This is a genomic window from Anabaena lutea FACHB-196, from assembly GCF_014698305.1.
Classification (GTDB): Bacteria; Cyanobacteriota; Cyanobacteriia; order Cyanobacteriales; family Nostocaceae; genus Anabaena; species Anabaena lutea.
The window spans coordinates 1-21,391 of the sequence record NZ_JACJST010000027.1 but is presented as its reverse complement, the minus strand read 5'-3'; the positions used below and the strand labels follow the sequence as shown (position 1 = coordinate 21,391).

25 protein-coding genes are annotated in these 21,391 nt (G+C 38.5%); 14 read left to right on the top strand and 11 right to left on the bottom strand.

The window, feature by feature from the left end; all coding sequences use genetic code 11:
- The first annotated feature begins 533 nt into the window (after positions 1-533).
- The 3 genes from H6G59_RS27480 to H6G59_RS22720 are packed head-to-tail and all read left to right on the top strand — an operon-like array spanning position 534 to position 1,700.
- Entirely contained in the window at positions 534-917 is a 384-nt protein-coding gene (locus tag H6G59_RS27480) for a hypothetical protein (protein WP_339327998.1), read from the top strand.
- A gap of 19 nt (positions 918-936) precedes the next feature.
- On the top strand, positions 937-1,506 hold the full coding sequence (locus H6G59_RS22725) for a pentapeptide repeat-containing protein (protein WP_190718841.1): 570 nt from the start codon (positions 937-939) through the stop codon (positions 1,504-1,506).
- Between the two features lie 44 nt (positions 1,507-1,550).
- Positions 1,551-1,700, top strand: a complete 150-nt coding sequence (locus tag H6G59_RS22720) for a hypothetical protein (protein WP_190718838.1) — start codon at positions 1,551-1,553, stop codon at positions 1,698-1,700.
- Between the two features lie 52 nt (positions 1,701-1,752).
- On the opposite strand, the gene H6G59_RS22715 is transcribed toward H6G59_RS22720, so the two are convergent.
- Positions 1,753-2,193: a hypothetical protein gene (locus H6G59_RS22715; RefSeq protein ID WP_190718970.1), complete on the bottom strand. Its 441-nt coding sequence runs from the start codon at positions 2,191-2,193 to the stop codon at positions 1,753-1,755.
- Positions 2,194-2,339: 146 nt separating this feature from the next.
- Complete coding sequence (locus H6G59_RS22710; RefSeq protein WP_190718835.1) at positions 2,340-3,194, bottom strand: DUF72 domain-containing protein; 855 nt, start codon at positions 3,192-3,194, stop codon at positions 2,340-2,342.
- Positions 3,195-3,303: 109 nt separating this feature from the next.
- Here H6G59_RS22710 and H6G59_RS22705 point away from each other — a divergent pair, with 109 nt between their 5' ends.
- Positions 3,304-3,738, top strand: a complete 435-nt coding sequence (locus H6G59_RS22705) for a TOBE domain-containing protein (protein ID WP_190718832.1) — start codon at positions 3,304-3,306, stop codon at positions 3,736-3,738.
- Positions 3,739-3,896: 158 nt separating this feature from the next.
- Here H6G59_RS22705 and H6G59_RS22700 read toward each other — a convergent pair whose 3' ends face one another.
- Positions 3,897-4,181 (bottom strand): DUF427 domain-containing protein, encoded by a 285-nt coding sequence (locus H6G59_RS22700; RefSeq protein WP_190718967.1) that lies wholly within the window; start codon positions 4,179-4,181, stop codon positions 3,897-3,899.
- A 229-nt stretch (positions 4,182-4,410) separates the two neighbouring features.
- Positions 4,411-5,463 carry a tRNA 2-thiouridine(34) synthase MnmA gene (gene mnmA, locus H6G59_RS22695; protein ID WP_190718828.1) on the bottom strand — a complete coding sequence of 351 codons (1,053 nt, stop codon included), beginning with the start codon at positions 5,461-5,463 and terminating at the stop codon, positions 4,411-4,413.
- A 229-nt stretch (positions 5,464-5,692) separates the two neighbouring features.
- On the opposite strand from mnmA, the gene H6G59_RS22690 reads away from it, so the two are divergent.
- The 3 genes from H6G59_RS22690 (at position 5,693) to H6G59_RS27475 (ending at position 8,288) form a co-directional block, all read left to right on the top strand.
- Complete coding sequence (locus H6G59_RS22690; RefSeq protein WP_190718825.1) at positions 5,693-6,448, top strand: hypothetical protein; 756 nt, start codon at positions 5,693-5,695, stop codon at positions 6,446-6,448.
- Positions 6,449-6,566: 118 nt separating this feature from the next.
- Positions 6,567-8,090 (top strand): NAD(P)H-hydrate dehydratase, encoded by a 1,524-nt coding sequence (locus H6G59_RS22685; protein ID WP_190718822.1) that lies wholly within the window; start codon positions 6,567-6,569, stop codon positions 8,088-8,090.
- A gap of 84 nt (positions 8,091-8,174) precedes the next feature.
- Positions 8,175-8,288 (top strand): DUF4351 domain-containing protein, encoded by a 114-nt coding sequence (locus tag H6G59_RS27475; RefSeq protein WP_242038956.1) that lies wholly within the window; start codon positions 8,175-8,177, stop codon positions 8,286-8,288.
- Between the two features lie 48 nt (positions 8,289-8,336).
- Here the strand turns inward: H6G59_RS27475 and H6G59_RS22680 are convergent, their stop codons facing one another.
- Together H6G59_RS22680 and H6G59_RS22675 are read right to left on the bottom strand one after the other, a co-directional pair.
- Entirely contained in the window at positions 8,337-8,618 is a 282-nt protein-coding gene (locus H6G59_RS22680; RefSeq protein WP_027404042.1) for a type II toxin-antitoxin system RelE family toxin, read from the bottom strand.
- Positions 8,605-8,913 carry a type II toxin-antitoxin system Phd/YefM family antitoxin gene (locus H6G59_RS22675; protein WP_242038955.1) on the bottom strand — a complete coding sequence of 103 codons (309 nt, stop codon included), beginning with the start codon at positions 8,911-8,913 and terminating at the stop codon, positions 8,605-8,607. The genes H6G59_RS22680 and H6G59_RS22675 overlap by 14 nt, the downstream gene beginning before the upstream one ends.
- A 225-nt stretch (positions 8,914-9,138) precedes the next feature.
- Between H6G59_RS22675 and H6G59_RS22670 the strand changes: the two genes are divergently transcribed.
- The 3 genes from H6G59_RS22670 (at position 9,139) to H6G59_RS22660 (ending at position 12,355) form a co-directional block, all read left to right on the top strand.
- A complete protein-coding gene (locus H6G59_RS22670; RefSeq protein ID WP_190718818.1) occupies positions 9,139-9,594 on the top strand; it encodes a DUF29 domain-containing protein in 456 nt (151 codons plus the stop codon).
- 65 nt (positions 9,595-9,659) lie between these two features.
- Complete coding sequence (locus tag H6G59_RS22665) at positions 9,660-11,786, top strand: P-loop NTPase fold protein (RefSeq protein ID WP_190718815.1); 2,127 nt, start codon at positions 9,660-9,662, stop codon at positions 11,784-11,786.
- A 107-nt stretch (positions 11,787-11,893) separates the two neighbouring features.
- Positions 11,894-12,355, top strand: coding sequence for a DUF29 domain-containing protein (locus H6G59_RS22660; protein WP_190718812.1), 462 nt, complete (start codon positions 11,894-11,896; stop codon positions 12,353-12,355).
- 35 nt (positions 12,356-12,390) lie between these two features.
- Here the strand turns inward: H6G59_RS22660 and H6G59_RS22655 are convergent, their stop codons facing one another.
- The 3 genes from H6G59_RS22655 to H6G59_RS22645 are packed head-to-tail and all read right to left on the bottom strand — an operon-like array spanning position 12,391 to position 15,647.
- Complete coding sequence (locus H6G59_RS22655) at positions 12,391-13,107, bottom strand: DevA family ABC transporter ATP-binding protein (RefSeq protein ID WP_190718809.1); 717 nt, start codon at positions 13,105-13,107, stop codon at positions 12,391-12,393.
- 57 nt (positions 13,108-13,164) lie between these two features.
- Positions 13,165-14,346, bottom strand: coding sequence for an ABC transporter permease DevC (gene devC / locus H6G59_RS22650; RefSeq protein ID WP_190718806.1), 1,182 nt, complete (start codon positions 14,344-14,346; stop codon positions 13,165-13,167).
- On the bottom strand, positions 14,343-15,647 hold the full coding sequence (locus H6G59_RS22645) for an ABC exporter membrane fusion protein (RefSeq protein ID WP_190718803.1): 1,305 nt from the start codon (positions 15,645-15,647) through the stop codon (positions 14,343-14,345). Before H6G59_RS22645 ends, devC begins: the two co-directional genes overlap by 4 nt.
- 112 nt (positions 15,648-15,759) lie before the next feature.
- On the opposite strand from H6G59_RS22645, the gene H6G59_RS22640 reads away from it, so the two are divergent.
- From H6G59_RS22640 to H6G59_RS22625, 4 genes are all read left to right on the top strand, one after another.
- Positions 15,760-16,665: a TetR/AcrR family transcriptional regulator gene (locus tag H6G59_RS22640; RefSeq protein WP_190718800.1), complete on the top strand. Its 906-nt coding sequence runs from the start codon at positions 15,760-15,762 to the stop codon at positions 16,663-16,665.
- Between the two features lie 185 nt (positions 16,666-16,850).
- The gene (locus H6G59_RS22635) at positions 16,851-17,279 is read left to right on the top strand and encodes a lipocalin-like domain-containing protein (RefSeq protein ID WP_190718797.1); all 429 of its coding nucleotides are present in this window, start codon (positions 16,851-16,853) and stop codon (positions 17,277-17,279) included.
- Positions 17,280-17,481: 202 nt separating this feature from the next.
- The gene (locus tag H6G59_RS22630) at positions 17,482-18,726 is read left to right on the top strand and encodes a cytochrome P450 (RefSeq protein ID WP_190718794.1); all 1,245 of its coding nucleotides are present in this window, start codon (positions 17,482-17,484) and stop codon (positions 18,724-18,726) included.
- Between the two features lie 170 nt (positions 18,727-18,896).
- Positions 18,897-19,646 (top strand): SDR family oxidoreductase, encoded by a 750-nt coding sequence (locus H6G59_RS22625; protein ID WP_190718791.1) that lies wholly within the window; start codon positions 18,897-18,899, stop codon positions 19,644-19,646.
- Positions 19,647-19,962: 316 nt separating this feature from the next.
- On the opposite strand, the gene H6G59_RS22620 is transcribed toward H6G59_RS22625, so the two are convergent.
- Both H6G59_RS22620 and H6G59_RS22615 read right to left on the bottom strand, forming a co-directional pair.
- Positions 19,963-21,078 carry a site-specific integrase gene (locus H6G59_RS22620; RefSeq protein WP_190718789.1) on the bottom strand — a complete coding sequence of 372 codons (1,116 nt, stop codon included), beginning with the start codon at positions 21,076-21,078 and terminating at the stop codon, positions 19,963-19,965.
- A partial coding sequence (locus H6G59_RS22615) for a hypothetical protein (protein WP_190718786.1) occupies positions 21,079-21,391 on the bottom strand: 313 nt, incomplete at its 5' end. It lies immediately after the preceding gene.

The following is a 21,391-nucleotide window of genomic DNA, read 5'->3' as shown; positions in this document are numbered from 1 at the left end:
TTAACGAGGAAGTTAGATAACTATCAACTCTTGTTACACTAAACAAGCAAAATATGTCTGGAAATGCTGTGGTGAAGTTTGTTAAGAATGAGGAAGTTGCTAAATCTGTGCGTCAGGGACGAGATGCGGAGGTGACGCGACAGAAATAGAGTTTGCTAGACATGGGTTAAAGGGGGCGCGGTTGAGTGCGATAGCTTCTCTTCGAGACGCTGCGCGAACGCTCACCGCAGGTATCGCTCATCGTGCGAAAATTACCACAGCGATAAATCTATCCCACTAATATGATTTGCGGTAAAAATCTTCATTTGGTTGTAAATAAAGAACGAAAAATTAAGCTTTTACAGCACATCTGAGTTAAAAAAATATGCATTTTTGGATTAGTGGGATAAGTTCATGATACATTACTACTTTGAGAATAAAGAAGGTTTGTACAAAGCGGTTTTGCAGCGTCCGATTAATCAGTTAGAATTAGTAGTAGGTCAAATGAACCTTGACCATTTACACCCAGAAGAGGCGTTGAAGGAAATTGTTCGGTGTGCGATAGCTTCACGCTCACCGCAGGTATGGCTTATGAAGCGACTTATCCCCATCGCCAGATGCTGTGGTTTCAAGAAGCAATTCAAAATAAGGGTTTGTATTTTAAGCAAGTCAACCCTGGTAGTTTATACGAACCACTGCTAAAAGTCCTAGAAAGGGGAATAAAACAGGGCTGTTTTCGTCCATTAGACCCATTTTTAACCCTGACTCATTTGATTAGTGTCTGCATTTTCTATTTTGTAGTCCAAGAAAACTGGAAGCATCTGACACCAGATATAGATCGTCTGAGTCCAGAAATGGTAGAAAAACACACAGAAGGAGCGATCGCCCTAATTTTAGGTGGTGTGAAGCAAACACCATCAACTCAGTGTTCCAACTAAGTACGAGAACTAAAAAAGTATGAATGTTCAAGAACTTTTAGCTAAGTACGCAACAGGTCAGAGAAGCTTTAGCTGCATTGCGTTACCAGGAGCAAATCTTCAAGGAGTCAACTTGGGTGGTGTGGACTTCGGTCGAGCAGATTTAAGAGGAGCAAATCTGACAGCAGCTTCTTTAAGTGGAGCAAACTTGAGTAAAGCCAATCTTCAAGGAGCAACATTAGAAAGAGCGCATTTATCGGAAGTTATTCTCTGTGGTGCTGATTTAACCCAAGCTACTTTGACAACTGCTTATTTAAATGAATCAGACCTCAGCGGTGCATTGTTAACTGGTGCTAATTTGTCCGATGCTAATTTACACATGGCCTCAATTTCAGCCGCCAACTTGCAGGGTGCAAACCTGAGTGGTGCGAAAATGGGGGGTGTGAGAATGTGGAAAGCGAATTTGCAAAATGCTGATTTAACTGGTGCTGATTTAAGTGAAGCAAATTTGTGTGAGGTGAATTTGACAGGAGCTAATTTAGATGGCACAGATATGAGTGAAACCTTCTTAACAGGGGCAATTATGCCTGATGGTAGCATTCATAGTTGAGATTTTCAGATTTAACAGACAAGGTGTATAAGCCTGGGAATTAATTGCCAGGCTGGTTAGCATTATCTAGACTTGGGGGTGTTAAAAAAGGTGATATTTTATCTGTAGAGGAAGATGAAACACATATGCAAGTGGCACGGAATTTAAATCAAACAGTGGGTGATTTTGGTAAATCTATTTTACCTGATTTCTAGTTGCCTTAATCAGTTAATTATCCACAGCTACAATCAGATATAGACTATAAATTTATTGTAAGTTTTTCCTAATATTCCTCCCGTCAAGTCCTTCTTGAACCCATCTTAGACATTCATATTCTGATGAGAACAATTTGGGTGCTGCTAGATTATTTAAAAATTCGGGTGGATAATGGTCATAAAAAAATTTATTTTTCTCCTTAAACACAATTATTAAATTGTGGCGATAAACGTAGCGCGATCTAAAGCCATCTTCATAACTGATAAACTCTGCATTGATGTCAATATGTTCTTGGGCAATATCAACAATATTTCTGATACTAATTCCATACACTTTAGCCGGATTTTCTACTTTATGAAAATGGCTTTTTCGTCCAATTTCTGACAATAATTTGTATGAAAAAATTTCGTAATTATCGACTTTACCAAAAATAAATGGAATGATCAGATATCCTTTGTATGACACTGAGCTTTCATATAGAAGCCGACTCATCTCACCGTCTTTTGGTGTAAATTCTTCCATAATTTTACCTAAAATCTATATATTAATATAAAACATATTTTGTACTTGGTATCCATAACACTTAATATTTTATACATAAAGTTAGCCAACTTGCTGACAGTTAATAGCTATAATTGCTACCAAATATTGAGTTGACTAGGTGGCTGATTGAGGTTGTTCCAAGGCAAAGAGGGAACTGCTACACCGCTTTGTTCTAATAGCTGTTGGAAATAACGAGCATTATGAGGAGACAGATCTTCTGTGGGACAATGGACAAAGAAATAAATCCGTACTCCTGCTTGTAACCACTGCTGGATCTGTATTACCCATTCTTCCATAAACTGCTGATTAACTGACAACTGCGGATGAGAAATAAAGCGAATCAAACTAAAAGGTGCTGTAACACTAAATTGCACTGGTAGCTGAGGTTTACGCCGTTCTGATGCTAATTGTGGGTCATCATCTCCACTGTAAATAGGGCGTGAGTCTAACAACACTCTTCCCACCTCTAATTTCTCTAACAGTGTCGTCAAACTACTCCTATGGGGTTCTTGAAACCAGTCAGGATGTCTTACTTCTAGGGCTAGAGGTGCATCTTTACTAGGCCAAGCTTCCAGAAAAGCTGCTAAATCATCCAAAAATGCAGGTGAGTAACTGGGCGGTAGTTGGGCAAACATCGGTCCCAAATGTTGACCTAAAAGGCGCATTTTTTCTAAAAATTGTAAAGCTTCAGGGATGTGGGGGCGCAATAATTTTTGATGGGTGATATCTCGCGGTAATTTCAAGCAAAATTCAAAACCTGGTGGTGTTTCTGTAGCCCAACGGGTGACTATTTCTGGGTTAGGTACAGCATAGAATGTGGTATTTCCTTCTACAGTAGTAAAACGGCGACTGTAAAGATTTAAGAAGTCAGCATTGCGAGTTCCTGGGGGATAGAGTTCACCCACCCAACCCTTATATGCCCAAACTGCACATCCGATATAAAAGTTCACAAAATAAGTCGCTTTGATATGTTCTATTCAATTGTACAAGTAGTTAAAAAACATTGACTCTTGCTAGTATTGTATCAAGATTATACTAACTCAATAAATTAGTAATTTTATGCCAAGAAAAGAACAGGGTTGGGTGACATTTCAAACATCAGAAGAGGAGAAAAAGATTTTAGAGGAATTCTGTCAGCACTCTCAGCGAACTAAAACTGAGATTTTGCGGGAATTAGTACGTGGTCTTAATAAATACTCTTCACCGCCAACACCGTTACCAACTCCACAAGAAAAAGTGGAAACTCACACTTATGAGTTGGAAATTATTAATTCAAAAAAACCATTAAAAGTGAGTTCGCGTAATGTGCTAAAGGGAGTTGTGAAACGAGTTACTACAGGAACTGTGAATACTGAAGTGACTTTAGAGATTGTTCACAAGGTTGAGTTAACTTCCATGATTACCAGAGTTTCGGCTGAGGAGTTAGAATTGGTTGAGGGTTCAGAAGCTTATGCTGTAATTAAATCTAATGATATTGTCATTGCTAAAGAATAGAGACAGATATCAATACTTGTCAGTTAAGGTGGAAAGGGAACGAAAAACTGGTCTTGCTGATTTGATGTATGAACGTGATTTTTGATGATGTGAAAACCCTTTATAGAGACGTTCCATGGAACGTCTCTTCATCTAAACTATCGTAATTTAATGTTAGTCTAGGCTTCGACTTTTACACCTTTCCAGAAGGCAATATAACCTTCTATATTTTTAGCTTTTTCTTTGGTGCTGGGATAGTACCAAGCGGCATCTTTGTTAACTTGTCCATCAACTTCAATACTATAGTAACTAGCAACTCCTTTCCAAGGACAAGTGGTGTGGGTATTGCTATCGGTAAAATACTGTTTGTTAATAGCGTCAGCAGGGAAGTAATGATTTCCTTCGACGACTACGGTGTTATCGCTTTCGGCTAAAACTGTGCCGTTCCAAATAGCTTTCATAATGAGGATTGAAAAAAGTTAACAATTATTATTGTGACATTTTTAGGTGACTACTGGCTGGTGATGAGAAAATTGATTGCAAAGACTAAAATTACCATTTATTTGCGTGATATACTGAATTATATCAAGTTTGGCATCAGTCCTGATTTAAAACATAATTTGTCATTACCAGTAAAAACAAAAAATCCCTCCACGAAAGAGCGGGGAGGGGTAGGTATAGGTTTATTCTTAACTAAAACTGCTCAATAATCCCTCCACCTAAAACCTTATCCCCTTCATACCAAACCGCAGCTTGTCCTGGGGTAATACTGAATTGAGGTTCATCAAACACTAAACGCACACGGGAATCTTCACAAGGAATCACTGTCACGGGTACAGGTTGAGAACGATAGCGAATTTGTACTTCTGCACGAATGGGGGTTGCGGGTTCAGCAATAGAAACCCAATTTACTCGGTTTACTGTACATTCTGCCTCAGTTCCTTTGGTGCGCTCGCCCACGACAACACGATTATTGGCAGCATCTAGTTCGATTACATACAGCGCTTCCGGTGCAGCAATCCCCAAACCCTTACGCTGTCCGATGGTGTAATGATGCACTCCATCATGTTGACCTAAAATTTTACCAGTGGTATCGACAATATCACCTGGTTTAGGAGCTAGATATTTATCTAAAAATGCCCGCATGGAACCGTTACTTTCCACTAAGCATAAATCTTGACTTTCTGGTTTATCAGCTGTTTTTAAGTTGTATTCAGCCGCCATGCGTCGGGTGTCGGTTTTATTCAGTTCACCCAAGGGAAATATAGAAGCAGCTAATAAATCTTGGGATAAATCATAGAGGAAGTAAGATTGGTCTTTGTTGCGGTCAACTGCACGTAACAATTGGTAACGTCCGCTGGTGTCATCGTAGCGAATTTGGGCATAATGACCGGTAGCAATGCGATCGCATTCCAATTTTTCACGGGCATATTTTACCATTGGGCCAAACTTCACCGTCTTGTTACATTGGGAACAAGGCAACGGTGTAATTCCCGCACTGTAACCAGTGACAACGAAATCAATAATTTCTGTTTGAAAGACATCTCGAATATCGACAATTTCATGGGGAAGGCCCAGTTGTTCACAAATCTGAGCCGCGTCGATCATTCCTTCAGAGCAACATTGCCCTTTGCCTTTCATTAGCCAAAGGGTTAAACCAATTACATCATAGCCCTGATTATGTAGAATAGCGGCAGCTACAGAACTGTCAACGCCACCTGAAAGACCAACGACGACTTTTTTCATAAACCACACTTTTAAAAGTGCTAAATTTTTATTGCTAGTAGAGGTTTTTCATCCTAGCACAGCACGGCAATTGCCAGACTTTCCAATTGTAGCATATACTTCCGTAAAGCTTGGCGAGAAAAGCACTTCGGTTTTTATCTTAGTTACAAGTATTGAAAATTCCTCATTGCCTATTTAAAATGATGTCTGGTAAAAATATGTAACTGTCAGATTGTTTGGTTGAAAAAATATGTCTAGTAAAATTCCCAGTCAATTTACTTTCCTATCCATACTTTTTCTAGTTTTTGGGGGATTTTTGGTGCTAATTCCCCAACATAACCCAGCACAAGCCCAAATATCCAAAAATGGTTTTTTAATAGCGCAATCAGCATTACCACAGTTGCAACCAATGGAACCAGTGGAGTTGAATCAACCAAACCAAAATTCTGATTCCTATTCAACCACACAAATTAGTCAATCTAACCAAAACTTTGAGCGCTACTTTGTCTATGTTGACAGCAGTAATATGCAAACACTTCAACAAGTCCGTCAGGTGGAGAGCAGTGCTTATATTCGGGAGTACAATGGACGTAACGTTATCCAATCAGGTATTTTTACCCGACAATCTAACGCCCAAGAACGAGTGAGAGAACTGGAGTTAAAAGGTGTTAGTGGCGCTCGTGTTGTCAGTTTCTCTAACACGGAGCCAATATCTTATTATTCGGGTGCAGCAGTGCCGTTTTCCTCTCCTATTAGTGATGCTGTGATTACTAAACCTGTTAATGCTTACTATGTGATCATTCCCAGCAACAAAAATAATTTACGATACATTGCCCAACAAATTCAAAAAAATATAGGTCGAAATAGCAATGTGTTCCAGAGAAATCAACCACGAGGAGCGCATATAGCTGTAGGACCTTTTAGCGATCGCTCGATGGCAGAACAATGGAATAATTATCTACGAAAGTCAGGTTACGGTGATGCTAGGGTTTACTACGGAAAATGAGTGACTAAATAATTCGTAATTCGTAATAGTGCCTCCGGTCCCGCTAGGGATACGTAATTCTTAACTGGGAAAAATTGTTCCCTGTTCCCTATTCCCCATTCCCTGTTCCCTATTCCAAATGACTAAAGAACAAGTTATCGTTACTGCTGCACAAATGAGGGATATTGAGGGGCGGATATTTGCCGCTGGGATGCCTGTTGCGGCTTTAATGGAAAAAGTAGCGAGATTAATTAGCGATCGCTTACAGGCTATTATTCCCCAAGGACAGCGTGTAGGAATTCTAGTCGGTCCCGGTCATAATGGTGGTGATGCTTTAGTAGTAGCTCGTGAATTACATTTTCGTGGTTATCAAGTTTGGATTTATCAACCTTTTTCTAAACTCAAAGAATTAACTTCTCAACATTTCCAATATGCTCAAAGTTTGGGAATTCCTGTTTATCAAGAAATTGAAGAATTACCAAGTTGTGACTTTTTAGTTGATGGATTATTTGGATTTGGTTTAGAAAGAGAAATAACTGATTCTATTGCTTTGGCAATTAATCATTTTAATGAATGGAATCAGCCCATTTTTAGTATTGATTTACCTTCAGGTTTGCACACAGATACAGGTGCAGTTTTAGGAACTGCAATTCGGGCAAATCACACATTTTGCTTGGGTTTATGGAAACAGGGTTTATTGCAAGAACAAGCATTAGAATATATTGGTAAAGCTGAATTAATTGATTTTGATATTCCCTTAGCAGATATTCATGATGTTTTAGGAAATCCACCGAAAATAAACCGCATTACTAAAACAACCGCACTTGCGACTTTACCTTTACCTCGTTCCCCAGTTACACATAAATATAAATCAGGACATTTATTATTAATTTGCGGTTCAAGACGTTACGCTGGTGGAGCAATTTTAACTGGTTTAGGTGCGCGTGCTTCTGGTGTGGGAATGTTATCAATTGCTGTACCTGAATCTATTAAACCTTTGTTGGTGTCGCATTTACCAGAAGCTTTAATTATCGATTGTCCAGAAACAGAAACGGGAGCAATTTCTCATCTACAATTACCAGGAAAAACGCCTTTAAGTTCATTTACTGTAATTGCTTGTGGTCCCGGTTTAACTAAAGATGCAACTCCCATTGTAGAACAGGTAATTAATAGTGAAGTTCCTTTAATTCTTGATGCTGATGCTTTAAATATTTTGGCACAATTAGGAACTATTTCCACTTTACAAAAACGTAAAACAACAACTGTTCTCACTCCCCACACAGGTGAATTTCATCGTTTATTTCCTGATATTGATTTTAAAGATAGGGTGAAAGCTGTACAAACAGCAGCCTCTCAAACGGGGGCTGTAGTGTTGTTAAAAGGGGCAAGAACAGCTATTTCTAACCCTCAAGGTGTCGTTTGGATAAATCCTGAAAGTACGCCAGCTTTAGCCCGTGGTGGTAGCGGTGATGTGTTAAGTGGTTTAATGGGTGGATTATTGGCGCAGGTTGCAAATAAACAAGTTAATATTGAAGATGTTGTAGCAACTGCGGCTTGGTGGCATTCTCAAGCGGGTATTTTAGCAGCGGAAGAAAGAACAGAATTAGGTGTTGATGCTTTTACTTTGACGCAGTATTTAATGAAAGTTGTAATTGCTATATAGTTTGCTCATCATCCGAAAAAAAACAGTCCTTTATCATTTATTATGTAGAAGTAATGAGTAAATACAGTACAATTTTCATTAATAATGCGACGGGATTCTATTTTTTATAAATTGTTGGTACAGATTGAAGATTTATATGATGTCCTATTGGATTTTACCAATGTGGCAGATTGGGAAGGGTGGTTGCAGCAGCAATAAATTTCCATTACCTTTATAGTGCCAGCATCTAGCTGGCTATTTTGCAGTTTATCCCAATAACCGTTTTAATCTTTTGTAGACATCATCATCATTGCGCTTACCAACTAAAATTACTTCCACTAAATCTTGATCTGGAAAGTATTTATAAACAATTCGATATTCACCACTATCTACTCGATAAAAACCCTGATAACCAGATAATTGTTCACTATCATTTGGTAAAGGTTCAACATTTAAAGCTAAAACCTTCTTTGCTATTTGGGCGGCTATTTTAGGTTGTAAACCATTGAGAAAATCAAGAACAGTTGCTAAACCATCAAGCCGCGCCATTAGCTAAATGCTCCAGTGCTGATGTAAAGGCTTCTGTACCCACCATTTTTGATTGACTCAAAGCAATTTCAGCAGTTTGAACTAACTGCATATCTTCTAATTCGTGCAATCTATTAATTAATTTTTGGTAGCTATCTGCGGAAATAATTACATGACTAGGACGTGATTGTTTAGTTAGTAATACTGGTTCAATAGCGGCTTTGTCAAAAACTTCACCGTGTTTATTACGGGCATCTGTAAGAGTATAGGTTTGCATAGAATGACTATTATAGACACTTTGACTATATTTTAGCATAAATTCGCTTTCTATGGTAGAGAAGAGGGAGAAAAAGCGATCGCATTACGTTGTTTAGGCAATTGTTAATAAACAAGTTAATATTGAAGATGTCGTGGTAACTGCGACTTAGTGGCATTTGCAAGCGGGTATTTTAACAGCAGGAGAAAGGATAGAATTAGGTATTGATGCTTTTACTTTGACGCACTATTGGATGAAAGTGATCAAAAACTAGGAGGGACATAAATGATAAATCAATCTTTTGTCAATACTCAAACTCTCTATGATCAAGATTTTTATTTATGGACAAAAGCAATTGTTGAGCAGTTGAAAGAAAATAGATTTAATGAAATAGATATACCTAATTTAATTGAAGAAATTGAAGGTATGGTTAGAAGTGAAAAACGGGAGTTAAAAAGCCGTTTAATTCTGCTATTGATGCAATTAATAAAATGGCAATATCAACCAGAAAAACGCAGTGAAAGTTGGCGCAGTACGATTACAGAACAACGTATTTGTATTGAAGTATTATTAGAAGATAGTCCTAGTTTGCAACCTTTACTTACAGAAGTATTTGCAGACTGTTATGAAAAAGCTCGTCTAAAAGCATCTGAAGAAACAGGGATTAAGTTGAATTTCTTTCCAAAAGAATCTCCTTTTACTTTAGATGAGACTTTGAATGATTATTTTTTAAATAATTAAGTTATATTAACAAATAAAAATAAAATATAGATAAATAATCAAGAAATATAAGGAGTCATTCTCACGTGGAAACTGAAAATTTAAATATTTTGTCAGCAGATAACCCTTTAACTAATCCGAAAGATGACAAATTAGGATATGCTTTCTTTGCTGAAAATCTGGCTAACAGCATTTGTAAAATGTCTCCTCCAGACGGTTTAGTTATGGCGGTTTATGCTCCTTGGGGTTCAGGTAAATCAACTTTATTGAATTTTATCATTCACTACCTTGAACAAAAGCCAGAAGATGAACAGCCGACAGTTGTACCTTTTAATCCCTGGTGGTTTTCAGGACAAGAAGACCTCACTAAAAGCTTTTTTGATCAATTGCGAGGTGTTGTAAATGAAAAATGGAAATCACAAGGGAATCTTTTTCTAAAGCAGTTAGACAGTTTAGCTGATAGAGTATCTACAATTCCCGATGCCAAAGCCAAAATATTCGCAACAGTAGTAAAAACACTTAGACAGCCAAAGGACATATACAAATTAAAGGAACAAATTGAGAAAACACTGAGAGACCAAAACAAACGGATATTGGTTGTTATTGATGATATTGATAGACTGACGGCTGAGGAGATTAGACAATTATTTCGAGTAATAAAAGCAGTTGCTAATTTTCCTAATGTTATTTATCTATTGCTATTCGACAAAGATGTTGTTGTTAAAGCACTTAAAGGTATACAGGAAATGGATGGGGAAGCCTACCTTGAAAAAATTGTTCAAGTTCCTTTTGAGTTACCTCTTCCAGATAAATTGTCACTTCGCAGATTATTTGAGGCAGACTTACAGAAAATATTTGCCGATACTCCAGAAGAGCTATTTCAAAAAGACCATTGGCGAGAAGTTTATTTGCAAGGTATAGAACATTTTATAACTACACCTCGCAGTATTCGGAGGTTAATAAATACCTTAATGGTGACATATCCAGCAGTTAAGGGAGAAGTTAACTCTGTTGATTTTCTTGCGATTGAAACTATCAGAGTATTTTGTCCTTTAATCTACAATGTAGTTCGTCATAATTCTGAGATATTTTCTTCTTATAGGCTTAATCCAACACTGGCTAGTTTTATGAATGATGAAGAAATGAGTCAGTTTCATAATGATTGGATTAAGCAAATTGATGAAAAAGATAAAAAAGCAGTAAAGAATATAATGATGCTAATTTTTCCTGGAATTAGAAAGGCTATAAGACAACAAAATTTGATAACAACAAGTGAGGGGTTAGTAAGATATAGAAATCAACTCCGTATATGTGTTGGAGAAATATTTCCTCGTTATTTTCGCCTAGCAATACCAGAAGGTGATATATCAAATGCTGAAATGAAAGCTATATCAGCATTAGCAAATGATTCTCAGGCATTTGCTGAAAAATTATTAGAGCTTTCTAATCAAATCCGCCCTGATGGTACAAGTAGATTAAAACTATTTTTGCAACTTTTTAGAACCTTGGATGAAAAGGATATTCCATTAAATGTTATATCTTCTATTTTAGAAGCTTTATTTCAAGTGGGTGATAAGCTTTTAACAGTTAATGATAGAATTAATTCATTTTTTCATATCGGTACTAAAGATGAAATAGAATTTTTAATTGAGAAGATTTTAGAAAGAATAGAAAAAGAAAACCGGGGTAAACTGCTTCAGGAAACAATGCAAAATGGAAAAGCAATATTTACAATAGTTTGGCTAATTGTTGTTCTCAGACAACAGCACAGTAAACCTGAAGCTACAAGCAGTAAACCAGAAGAAGAAAGACTACTGAATGCACAACAACTAGAAGAATTAGAGCGATTAGCCTTAGATAAGATAAGAAAATCTGCAATACAACGAGATAAAATACAGTATGATTTATTAAAAGTGCCAAAGCTACAAGAGATACTAGATTTTTGGCGTGATTTAGGTGGTGTAGAAGAAATAAAAGAATGGGTAAAAAAAGTTATAGAAAAAGACCAAAATTTAGTAGAGTTGCTAGAAAATATGTTGTTTAAAGATATAAAAGGTTCTTATAAATTAGATCCTCAGTGGTTATCACCTTATTTAGAAGCATCTGAAATTATTAACAGAGTGAGGAATTTAGCAGAAGATGCAGGTTTAACGGAAACTCAAAAAGTAGCTATACAGCAATATATTAAAGAATATGAAATGCGGGAAAGATGAGAAAATACAAATCGCCCATTTCCTTAAATTGATAGTATATTTCAGGTAAACGAAGTTACAACTCCATGAATTTGTTATCATAGAGTAACAGGAGGTTAAATAATTATATGACAGCACCTCAACTAGCACTAACCACTAACACCAATCTTTACAACCAAGATTTTTACCTGTGGATAGAAACAACGGCCAAACAACTAAAAGCAGGTAAATTTACAGAAATTGATTTAGAAAATCTGATTGAAGAAATCGAAAGCATGGGAAGAAGTGAAAAAAGGGCATTAGAAAGTAATTTAGTAGTGCTTTTAATGCACCTGTTAAAATATAAATATCAGCCAGAAAAACGTTCTAAAAGTTGGCTTTCGACTATTTTTGAACATCGTCGGAGATTAAATAAACAATTCCAAGATAGTCCTAGTCTCAAAAAATATTTTTTAGAAACATTTGCAGAATGTTATGAAGATGCACGTCAACAAGCATCTATAGAAACTGGTTTAGAGTTAGATATTTTTCCTGTGGAATCTCCTTTTAATACAGATGAATGTCTAAATCAAGACTTTTTACCTGATTAATTAAATTCCTAATTTTTATCCTTGTAATTTCACTTTCATGCAGTCATAGCACTTACACCATCCCTAACCAGATGACCATCTTCCATATAAACAATGCGGTCTGCTATATCTAAAATGCGATTATCGTGGGTAACTAGCAGAATTGTACAACCATGCTCTTTCGCTAATTTCTGCATTAATTCTACCACATCCCGTCCCGATTGCTTATCCAGTGCGGCTGTGGGTTCATCTGCTAGGACAATTTTCGGTTGACTGACTAATGCGCGAGCAATAGCTACTCGTTGTTTTTGTCCACCTGATAAACTATCTGGATAGTAATCAATTCGATTTCCTAATCCTACCTCTTCCAGCATTGCTTTTGAACGATTGAGCATTTCTTGAGTTGAGATTTTCGGATGTAATTCTAAACCCATTCTCACATTTTGAATTGCAGTTAAGCTACCGTGTAAATTGTGAGCTTGGAAAATATAACCGTTATTTCGTCGCGCTTGGGTGAGTTGTTTAGCATTAGCGTTACAGAGTTCATTACCTAATATTTGCAAACTTCCAGATTGAGCAGAACGTAACCCACCAGCTAAGGTTAATAATGTCGTTTTACCAGAACCAGATGGTCCGGTCATAATGACAATTTCACCTGTGTTAATGGTGAGGTTGATATTAAATAATACTTGTTTTTTGAGTTGTCCAGTTCCAAAATAATGGTCAAGGTTTTGGATAGATATTACTGGTTTGGGAGAATTAATAGTTTGCATAATTAAGGTTTAAAAGAGGTTTTTCAGGCAGAGGCGCAGAGAGTAATTTTGATGTATTTAAAACATATCCGCAGGATCGGCTGATTGTAGTTTACTAGTTGCTATTGTGCCGGAAATTGCACACATGATGATTGTCAATAGAAAAACTATCAATGCTCTTGTTAAAGTCATGTATATCGGTAAATTTGTAGCGTTTCTAGTCAGTTGATAAAGTCCTAAAGGTACTATAAATCCAGGAATAAAACCCAATGCTGCTAAAATAATTGCTTCTTCAAAAATTACGCCTAATAGGTATGCGTTCTGATATCCCATTGCTTTAAATGTGGCGTATTCTTTAATATGGGCATTTACATCTGTGGAAAGAACTTGATAAACAATAATCACACCGACAATAAATCCCATAGATACACCTACAGTAAATATAAAGCCGATGGGACTTTCTTTTTTCCAATAATCTTCTTCAAATTTGATAAATTCTTGTTTAGTGAAAACTTTCACATCTTCATTATCTTTAAGGTGTGATTTTAATGCTGCTGCTACCTGTTCTGGTTCATAACCTGGTTGAATGGAAATTAATCCAAGATCGATGCTTCCTACCTTTCGTTTGGGAAAGATGCGTAAAAAGTTTTCATCGCTAGAAATTAACGTCCCATCAGCCCCAAAGGATGCTCCTAATTTAAATAATCCACTAATATTAATTGTCCGTTTTTCTATTTCTGTAGGGACACTTTGACCTGCATCAATTTTGCTAAAAACCTGATCATATTCACCTCTAGCACCACGGTCAAAAAGAAAGTTATCTGCTAATTTAAGTTTATCTAATTGAGCGTTGATTTCTGGTATATCTAATGCAGGTTGCTCAGGATTAAAGCCAATTGCTTGTACTGAAGTCTTGCGACGTGTTTGGGGATTTTTCCAGGTGACTAAACCGATATACATGGCTTGGGCTGATTTCACACCGGGTACATCAGCAGCTTGAAACAGCCGTCTTCGGGAAAAGGTGGACATATTTTGCATATTCCGGCTTTGCGGACTGATCAAAACGATGTCTGCAAGCACTGCACGATTTAAGGTAGTGTTGCTGTCATACAAGGCGTTCTGAAAGCCAAGCTGCATGAAAATGAGGACATCAGCAAAAGCAATCCCAGATAAAGCAACTAACAGCCGACTTTTATGGTGGTTGAGTTGCAACCATCCCAAAGGTGTGCGTCGTTGGAGTCTTTGAATGAATCCTATCATAGTGAAATTACTGCCTTGATTTGTAAATTTGTAAATTTTGCGGCTTTATTACTTGATTCTTTATCTAGCTGTACATGAACTTCTACAACTCTAGAATCAATATTTTCACTGGGGTCAGAGTTGATCACATTTTGCCGTTGTACTTTCCAGCCAACCCAATCTACTGTTCCGTGTAATTCACCTGCTAGGGAGTTGCTAGATATTTTTACCTGTTGTTGGGGACGTATTTTACTGACATCATTTTGGTAAACTTCCAGAACTGCATACATCTGGTTGGTTTGCCCAATTTCCACAATTCCGTCATTGGATACAACTTCACCGGAACGGGTATAAATGTCAAATATTACACCATCTTGGGGTGATTTCACATAAACTTGGTCTAAATTAGCTTTGGCCTGTTGTGCGGCAGCTATGGTACGGCTGACTTCGGCTTTGGCTGCTGCTACGTCTACCGGACGAACTTCGGCTATTTGGTTTAAGGTGGCTTTGGCAGAAGTAACTTGTTTGCTACCAGTGGCGTTAATCCGGGTTAGGGCAGTTTTGGCTTCACTAATTTGCTTGCGTCCTGTGCTATCAATCCGGTTGAGGTTTGCTCTAGCTTCACTTAACTGTTGGGTGATGGTATCAAAACTGAGCAGTTTTGTATCAAATAAAGACTGAGAAATTGCCCCATCTTGATAAAGTTGCTGATACCGTTGCAGTTCTACTTGAGCATTTTTGAGTTCGGCTTGTAGTCTATTAATTGTTGCTTGTTGTGCGCTTGTCTCACCTTGCCATTGCGCTTCTAATCTGGCAACTGCTTGTCTTTGTCCGGTTTCATCTCCGAGCTTTTGCGCCTCTATTCTGGCAATATCAGCTTTTTGTGCTTCTATTTCGCCTAATTTCGCACCTGCTTGTACTTTCTCTAAGTTTACCTGGGCAACTTTTACGGCTGCTTGTGCTTCTTGGTAAGCGGCTTGGAGACGGGGACGATTATCTAAAATGGCTATTACTTGCCCTGTTTTGACTTTATCCCCTTCTTTAACCAAAAGTGTCTCTACTCGGCTACCTTGACTAGATGTAGGTGCGGAAAGTTTAATTACTTTGCCCTTGGGTTCAATTCTCCCTAATGCTGTCACCGTCTTGATTTGCGGTGTAGTTATTTGGGCAGCTTGGATTACAGTGGTTTTGGAATTAGCTTGTAAAATTTTATATCCTTTAATTCCCAGAGTTGCCATCAATAAAGCTGTTGTCAGCAATATCAGTTGACGGGAAGTCGGTTTTAAAAATGCGGAATTTTTAGTTGTTACATCACGCACCATAAGTTTTCCCCTATGATTTAAGATGGGAAGTAAACTAATTAGTTTAGTTGTAACTAAACTAAACCGTCCATTACAATCTTGTCAAGAGTTACTGCAAAAATAATTAATTCATATGCGAAAAAAGAAAACCGAAGTAGAAGAAAGTCCGGTAGAGCGATCGCGCGGAGTGCAGTGCCAAAGGCAATCGCTGTTAGTGGAGAAAGTTGATGCTATCTTGGCTGGTGCAATGCAAGAATTTTTAGCACAGGGCTACGCTGCGACAACAATGGATAAGGTGACAGCAGCCGCAGGTGTATCGAAAACAACGGTATACAGCTACTTTCTGGATAAGGAAGGATTATTCACTGCACTGATTGAAAAATTAGCGCAGAAAAAATATTTGGAGATTTTTAATCCTGAAGATCCGCAATTTCTCGCAGGAGAACCGGAGATAGTTCTGCGTCGCATCGCCAATAGTATTTTAGATAACATTGCTTGTTCACAGGAGTTATTAAGTTTTGTGCGGTTGATTATTGCTGAATCTGGGCGTTTTCCGTCATTAGCTCAAGTTTTTGTTCGCAATGTAGATAAAACTAGTTTAGATGTTATTACTCAATATTTTGCAGCGCATCCAGAATTGCAATTACCTGATGCATCAGTAGCAGCACGAGTTTTTTTGGGGACTTTGGTGTATTTTACGATTACTCAGGATATGTTGCATGGTCGTGAGATTTTACCAATGGAGAGCGATCGCTTGATTGATAATCTAGTTAATTTAATCACTAGTAATAAAATAGATATACATGGTGGTAAGTATTCAGGAACAAGGCATAAATCACCCAGACGTAAGCGCACAACTGGGGGTAGATTTCAGGCTGATTATGGTGATGAGTCTAAAAAGCTGCGTTCTATCCGGCTCACAGATACGGCTTGGGCAAAATTGGATGAATTAGCCCAAGCAAATAATCTGACCCGCAGCGAGATGATTGAAATCTTTGCTCGTCAAGGGTTTGGAGATGGTCAGGAGTCAGAAGATTGATTACTTATTGTATATACATGGAGAAAATGTCGAAAATGGGCAAATTGTAGCTTTTGAGTTATCGTTGTGAGAGATAATAACTTTACTACGGAGCGCCCTATCTTTTATACCTGTTTTTGGCGAAAGTATCGATCTATGTATAACTTTTGTTCACAATCTCTTAGTACTTTATACCCACCCAATTTATGACAAAAGAAAAATTTTTAGGAACTTGGAAACTAGTATCCTGGGAAATCCGAGATGAAAATGGTAATGTGGCTTACCCCTTTGGTAAAGATGCTTACGGCTTGCTGATATATACCGAAGATGGATATATGTCTTCAAGTTTAGCAACAGCTAACCGCCCCAATTTTACTGCTTTTGATTTGCTTGGGGGAATTATAGAGGAACAGGTAAGGGCAGCTAAGACTTACTTTTCGTATTGCAGTAAGTACGAAGTTAAGGAAAAGAGTGTTATTCATTACGTCGAAAGTAGCTTATTTCCAAATTGGGTTGGTACTGCTCAGGAACGCTTTTTTGAATTTAATCAAGACAATCAAATGATATTGAGTACAGAGCCAATGTTAATAGAAGGTAAGCAGCAGACTAACTATTTGATTTGGCAGCATATTTAAAGCCAGAAATGGAAGGATAGAGAGTTACAGTATTTCTACAAGCTTTGAGTCATAAAATACTCTGCAACCTCCTTGAGCAAGATATCGGAAATCGAAGTTCTTACCTTGTATCAGTATCATGTAAGTTTTTCTGACAAGATGATTGGCCTAATGAACGAAAAAGAATAAGCCTTATAAATTCGTTTTTAAACAGGAAAGAAATATGGAGATTAGTCAACAAAAGCCAAACATAATGCCCTATAGTTTTGTTTCTGAAGAGTTCTTGAATAATCCTTATCCAACGTACTGTTGGTTGCGTGAAAACGCTCCCGTGTATTGGAGCGAGGAACTTCAGGCATGGGTAGTGTCACGATATGATGATGTGACTAAAGCTCTTGCATCTGATCAAATAGCAGCAGATCGAATCACGCCACGCTTTCTGCAACTACCAGAGGCTGAACAGAAACGCTACAAAACATTCGCCGAAAGAATGAAAATGTGGATGCTGCTTTTGGACAAACCTGAACACTCTCGACTCAGACGATTAGTAAGTTCTGCGCTGGATAGTAGTGTCGTGTTTAGTTTTCAGTCGAGCATTACTCGCTTGGTTGACGAGATGCTCAAGGACTACAAAAATGGGGGGAGCATGGATTTCATGGCTGATCTTGCTTCCCCATTACCACTTTATGTTGTATCGACGATATTGGGTATCCCAGAAGTTGGTTGGTACAAAGCAAAACTTTGCGCTGAAGCTATTGTCAACTTTGTGGGAACATCGCCTAATAGCTATATTGAAAGGCTGGAAAATGCTAAAGTGCATGTTGATGAGATGACCGAGTACCTGCGTGGCATTCTGCACTGTAGGAGAAGCCACTCTCAGAATGATTTCCTCAGTGCATTTCTCAAGGCAGAGACTGCGGGACAGATGATGAGTGAAGAGGAGATACTCGCCACTTGTATTATGATAATTTTTGCCGGGTTCGAGACTACTATGAACCTTTTAGGTAACGGACTTTTAACGCTTTTGCGATACCAAAATGTCATGGAGGACATCAGACGAAATCCTAAACTAATCCCTCTTGCAGTGAGGGAAATGTTGCGTTATGAGTCACCTGTCCAACGACTATCACGTATGGCGCTTGAAGATATCGAGTTTCAAGGCCAAAAAATCAAAAAAGGTGATTTGATCTTTCTGCTGATTGGATCGGCCAATCGCGATCCAGAAGTCTTTTCCGATCCAGATACATTTAATATCACAAGGAATAACGATAAGCAATTAGCCTTCGGCTTTTACATCCATAAATGTCCAGGAGCTTCCCTTGCCAACATGGAAGGGGAGATTGTTTTCACTGAGTTATTGCGGCGCTTTTCTCATATTCGTGCAGTAGATGAAAAACCGTGCTGGCAAAATAATTTGTCAGTGCGATCATTGAAGACATTTCGTATAGAGCTTACGGCTGCACAGTAACATTAATTGATAAGCCCGAAGTTTACGGAGAACTTAACATGAGCTTCTTAAAGAGTTAGCAACCGTCCCGCTACTGTTTGGCAAAGAATCCCATATCTCAAGATAGGGGCTTGATATAAGAACGCCCCCTCAAGGTGTAGTCTCAAAAGTTAAAAAAAGGGAGCAAACGTATGACACGGCAATTGGATGGAAAAGTCGGACTTGTCACTGGAGCTTCTTCTGGAATTGGTAGGGCAACAGCGATCGCATTTGCACGTAGTGGAGCGAAGGTCATAGCTGCCAGCCGTCGCGTCATTGAAGGCGAGGAGACGGTACGGTATATACAAGAGGCAGGAGGTGAGGCTATTTTCGTCAAGACAGATGTGTCAAAAGAGGCGGAAATGGAGATGCTGGTTAACAAGGCCATAGATACTTATGGTCGTCTTGACTGCGCTTTCAACAACGCTGGAATTGCAACTTTCAGTCCACTCTGTGATATGTCGGAAGAGGACTGGGATTACATGATCGATGTGAACCTGAAAGGAGTGTGGCTTTCTCTCAAGTACGAGATCAAAGCAATGCTCAAACAAGGTGTCGGCACAATAGTCAACATGGCTTCCATCGGTGGTGTCGTTGGTTGCGCCGGTTATACCAGCTACTGTGCTAGTAAAGGTGGGGTCATCGCCTTAACCCGAGCGGCAGCATTGGAATATGCCCAATTCGGCCTTCGTATCAATGTTGTGAGTCCTGCTTTTATTGAGACCGATATGCTGGCTACTGTTCCCGCAGATATGCTTCCTCAAATCAAGGCAAGGCATCCCATAGGGCGTGTTGGTAAGCCGGAGGAAGTCGCAGAAGCTGTAGTGTGGTTATGCTCGGACGCGGCTTCCTTCGTTACGGGGCATAACATGATGATCGACGGAGGATATACCGTGCAGTAAGAAGGTGATTATCGAAATGGCACGTCGGATACGGCGATCGCTTTCTATAACCTGGACTGATTTATCGTGAAGCTTATAGGACTAAAAATCCGTCTAATAATAATTTCCACTGCCCTTGTAAATCCAGGATTTATGAGGGGGTATTCCTGTAAATTAGGCAAGAATTAGTCAAAGCCAGTATTTAGAAAACCTGAAAGCTAGTGGGTGAGGAGGGAATCGAACCCGCAACCAATTGATTAAGAGACATCCTTACACTACTTTTTCAACAGAAAAGCCAGCAAGCATCTTGCTGGAGTTAAGAATTATTAATTAATAATTACTTGTTAAACTTTGGCGGCTTGGGGCGATCGCTTTTACTCATGGCCAAATCAAAAGCCTGTTGGTGAATTCGGCTGGTTATCCAGGTATGGTAAAGCGTCGAATGAACGTTTAAAGAATGCCCCATCTGTTGCGCTGCCAGTGAAATATCAATTCCATATTCCAGGGTACGAATAGCCCAACAATGGCGCAAATCATAAACTTTAAAGGGTATCTCCTGGTTACGTCTGAAATGTTGGCTAACAGTCCCGCCAATTGCTGAGTTATTCCGGTCTAGATTTATTTCGGGAAGTTTGACCGATGCCAAGTCAAATTCAGTGAACCACTCAGGATGAAAAGGCCACACGCGCCGATATCCTGTTTTACCGTCTAAGACCGTGACTACTTGGTTGCCTTCTCTTAGTTGATCCAGGTCCAGGAAAAATACCTCATGATTTCTCAACCCGTAAGTAGCCAGCATCCCAAATACCCAGCGCCACTTGTGATTTTCAATTTTGAGATACCATTCGGCAATTTTTTTATCTGTTGGTAAATCACGCGGTTTCCTTCTCTTAGAGCTATAGTTTCCCGAATAAATGGAAGCTTCAAAATCCAACCCAGCAAAATTAGCAAGTAGTCCAGTTACTAAGCAGAATCTTTTTCTAGTTCTGGTGTCTGGGTTGGTTTTTAAAATTGCCTGTTTTAAAATTTCACTACTAATAATTTCATCCCTGGGAAGGACTTTGAATACTGTTTTATATTCAACCTTCCAGGTCGTTTCTGTTTTCAGGGTTCTTTCTCTTCTGTTAAAATAATCTTCCTCAAATCTTATTATCCAATCACCAATTGTTTCAGGTGGTTTAATTTCCTCTTCAAGATAATTACCCCATTTAAAAGTATTGTCAGTAAGGTCCACACTAATTTTTTTGGCTTCACGTTCCGCCAGTTTTACTCCTTCAAAATTAGCGGGTGCAATACTTATCCTTTGCTGATGAGGCTTTGTATGCTTAGATTCCGGTTTGGGAGGTAGCACGGCACGTAAATATAATTTACCTCCTATTTGCTCAATGTTTACCCCACAATGATTAGCTTTCAACCTACCATTAGCTTCTTTGATTCTCTGTTCTATGCTCATCTAACTAACCTTTCTCAAATGATGAGAGTAGAAACTAATAGCAACTGTTGCCTTCGGAAACTTCACCCAACAGCAGAGGTCGATTCGCTCGACTACGCCTTTCTGTCCTTTCTTCTTCCCAGTGAAAATTACCACCTCATCCCCGACCTGTAAAGTTGTCAGCGGCGATTCTTTCAAAGCCACTATGTTTATCATTTGGATTGCAATTTCCCGTGATGGCACTCCTGGCAGAATACCAATTACTTCATCTTTAGTTGTTCGGATTGTTTTGATTTTAAATTTACCCTGTTCATCTTTCGTACCGTAGTAAACC